This is a genomic window from Hymenobacter agri (assembly GCF_054778495.1).
In genome coordinates this window covers 1-3,742 of record NZ_BAAGZM010000424.1, presented here as the reverse complement: position 1 = coordinate 3,742, position 3,742 = coordinate 1, and the positions used below count along the sequence as shown (strand labels likewise).

Sequence of the window (3,742 nt, the reverse complement as noted above, 5' to 3'; positions counted from 1 at the left end):
CCGCCGTCGGCGCCCACGGCCGCGCCGCTGTCGTCGTGCTTAAACTTCTTGCCCTTGCCCGCCATCACGGCCGCCTGGTCGGGCCCGAAGCTGCCGAAGCGCAGCGCCACCGAGTCGTGCGCGGTTTTGAAGACGTAATCGGCCGTGCCCGCAAACGCCTCTTTCGACAGCACGTCGATGTTGCCGTTGTAGAGCTTGTGGAACTTGGCCAGCGAGTCGAGCACCACCCCGGCGTTGCGCAGGCGCTGCAGGCGCCCCGCCGCCAGAATGTTCACGCGGCCCGAGTCGGGCAGAATCCAGGCATCGGCGGCGGCGATGTAGGGCACGCCACCCACTTTCATCTGGTACTTGGCCAGGTCGTAGCTGCCCGACGAGGCCTTAAACTTCAGGCCCAGCTGTGTGGGGCTGGTGGCGTAGAAGTACGACTTGGTTGAGTCGTTGCCCGGGGCCACCTGCAGGCGCACTTCCTTCTTCTTGAAGTCCCAGTGCCCGCCGCTGAGCGTGGTCCGGAACTTCGAGTACGGCAAATCGATACTGGCCTTGCTGTCTTTCTCGCGCTTGAAGTCGGCGTAGCCGCTTTTCAGATTGTAGTCGAACTCCACATCGGAAGCCAGCAGCGCGGGCTTGTTGGCCTCGGCCGATTTGATGTTGAACGCCGCCCGACGGCCCGAATAGCTGTCGGTTTTGAACGTGAACTCGGGCGACTTGATGTAGGACTGCGGCCCGTCGAGGCGGCCATCGCCGCCGGCCGAGGTAGGCGTGAGCAGCGCCGTGCCCTTGAAGTTGTAGGCCGTGATGGTCTTCGCCTTGGCATCGCCCTTGGCATACAGGCGAATGGGGGCATCGGAGCCCTCCGGCGTACTCAGGAACATCGAGTCCTGCTTCACTTTCCAGTTCATAATGTAGCCGCGCGGCAGCGCCATCTTCGGAATGTCCACGCCATCCGAATGCTTGGCGGCAACGTTGCCCATCGTGCCCACGGCCACCACCGAGTCGCGGTAGAGCACGAAGCTGCTGGACGTGAACGTGCCGGTCTGGTACTGAATCATGCCGTCGGCCTGCAGGCCGCGCCCATCCATGCGCACCTTATCGAACACGCGCCCCTTGCCCTTATACAGCGGGAAGCCCTCCCTAGGCACGTCGTAGGCAAAACCCAGCGCGCCGTCTTCCTGCAGCGTCAGCTTGGTTTTGATGTCGGGGATGATGCCGCCACTGCGGAAAGTACCTTCAAACCCGGCCGACGACTTGCTCAGCCCGTTCAGCGAGTCGAGCTTGAAGGGCGGAATGTCGAACACCAGCGTCGAGTCGTAGGCGCCGCCCAGCACGTCCTGCTTGCGGAAATACACGTTGGCCCCGCTCTTCGAGTCAAAGGCCGGGTACTGGCCCATCTTCTTGCGGCCCGACTTGTTTTTGGGGTCGTTCAGGAACAGGCGGCCGGTGCTCACCGAACCCTTGTTGGTGAGGGCAAAATCGGCCTTTTTGCCGGTGGGGCGGCCTTTCCGGTCCTTGGTTTCGCTGCGAATCACGATGGAGTCAATCTTCGCCATGTCGACGTAGAACCCCTTGTAGTCGAACTTGAAATCGCGCCCCTTGAAGCGCATGGCCGAGGCCACCACCGTGCCGCCAAAGGTGATGTTGCGGTCTTGCCCGATGCGAATAATGGCGCTATCGGGCTTCACGTACACGGTGGCCGAGTCGTCGGAGAAGTTGAAACGCTGCACGCCGCGCACCGTCAGCTCGTTGGTGTTCAGGTTGAGCGTGGCGTTCTTGCCCGAGCCCGACAGCGACTTGATGGCGATGTGGTCGTAGTCCTTTTTGTCGCGGGCCGAAGCCACGTAGTGCGTGCCCTTGGGCAGAATGGTTACTTCGCCGGTTTGGGGGTTCCAGGCCACGTAGCCGTCGCGCGCCAGCCCCGACATGGCGCTGCGCATGTTGGCCTCGCTGGTGCCCAGGTCGGTAGCCAGGTTGCTCACGTTCACGGTTTTCACGTTGCCGTGGGCTTGGCTATAGCCCACCAGCATCTGCAGCGGGTGCAGCCGGTTGATGCTCTTGAGCTGTTGGTAGCGGTCGTTGGTGAAAAACTCTTTGCTCTCAAAATCGGCCGACTGCTGGTTCTTGGCCGACAGCACCGCGAAGTCGAGCGACGATTTGCGCAGGTCCCAGTTCAGCGCCTCGGTCCGGATTTCGAGTTGGTGGTAGGAGTCGCTGTAGGGCGTGTTCTTGTAGAGGCCCTCCTCGCGCGCCAGCTTCAATTGCTGCTGGTTTTTGAGGTACTTCAGCGTCACGCCGGGGTGCGTAATCGAGTCCTTTGCGCCCTCGTAAATGGTGATGCCCGCCCGACTGGCCGTAATGATGGAATCGCCGAGCACGTAGGCGCGCGACGAAGCCCGGAACTTGGGCTTACCCTCGAAGCTCACCGTCAGGTTGGAGAGCGAGCCGTCCAACGCCGCGCTCAATACCTTGAAGCCGGCCATCGACAAGCCCCCGCGGTACTGAATGTTCTGCCCCAGGTTTTTGATGCGGGCATCGTTGGTGAGCGAAATGAAGCGCGGGTAGCCGGTATCGACCTGGCCCGGCTTGCGGCGCACGCTCTTGTAGCTGAGGGCGCCCTTCACCGGCGCCTCCAGCAGGTAGGGATACGTCAGCGTCACGGGCTGGGCCGTGAACTCCGGCTTGTTCATGTCGAAGTCGAACGGCCCGAGGTCGGCCGTCACGAGGTTGGTGCGGATGGACCACACAAACTGCCCACCCGTGGCCACAAAGCGGTGGCTGTTGAATACCACCGACCCGCTCACCTTCTTGATAAACACCGAGTCGCCCCCGGTGGCCATGAACATGTCGGCGTTTTCCACCTTCAGCACCGGCCCGCGCACGGGCGGCGGCGTGTATTCGTCGTAGGGCAGCGCCGAGGGCTTGAATGCCGCCGGCTGGTCGAAATCCGACGACTTGGCCACCGGGGCAGCAGCTGCAGCGGGCGTCGCGGCGGGCTTGGCGGCGGCTTTTGCCACCGGCTTCTTGGCGGGGGCGGGCTTTTTCTTCACGGGTGCGCCCCAGCCGTCGTCATCGCCCCAGCCACTGTTGGAGGGCGACGACCACAAATCGGCCGTGTCCCAGCCGTCGCTGCTGGCCTTCTTCTTTTTGGGCGCGGGCTTAGGGGCGGGCTTAGCGGCCGCTACGGGCTTTTTGGCGGCCGGCTTGGGCGCGGCGGGCAGCGGCTCTTCCTTGGGGGCCGGCGCGCTAGCGCCAAACTCCAGGTTCGACTGCGGCACGGCCAGCGGCGTGTAGGCAAACGAGATGGTCCCGTTTACGGCGCGCAGGGTGTTGTAGCCGGTGCGGTAGAGGTAGCCGCCGTTGAAGAAGCGGTTGGTGCTCACCAGGAAACGGTCGGCTTCTTCGGGCGCTTCGTTGTTGAGGGTTTGCGTCAGCACGTCCAGGAACTGGTCCATCTGCTGGTCGCCCAGCTTCGCCCGCACCTTGCCACTTATCAGGGCATTGAACAGCGTTTCGAAGTGCGGCCGGGGCCGGAAACTCTTGGCCAGCATCGTTTGCGAGATGGCCACGATGCGCGCCTGCTGCGAAGCCGTGAGGCTGTTGGAGGCCCACAGCTCTTTTAGGCGCGCCGCGGTAACGCGCGCCCCGGCATTGTTGGTGCTGGCCATCATGGCCTGCACATCTTCGATATACCGGGCCGGGTCGGTCGAGAGCTTGCCGGGCTGGTAGCGCGGCGCGGCGGCCGCGGCCG

The 3,742-nt window shown here is 63.5% G+C and carries 1 protein-coding gene; it reads right to left on the bottom strand.

What is annotated here, in order from left to right:
• A partial coding sequence (locus ACYVDE_RS17005; RefSeq protein ID WP_460502745.1) for a hypothetical protein occupies window positions 1-3,742 on the bottom strand: 3,742 nt, incomplete at both ends.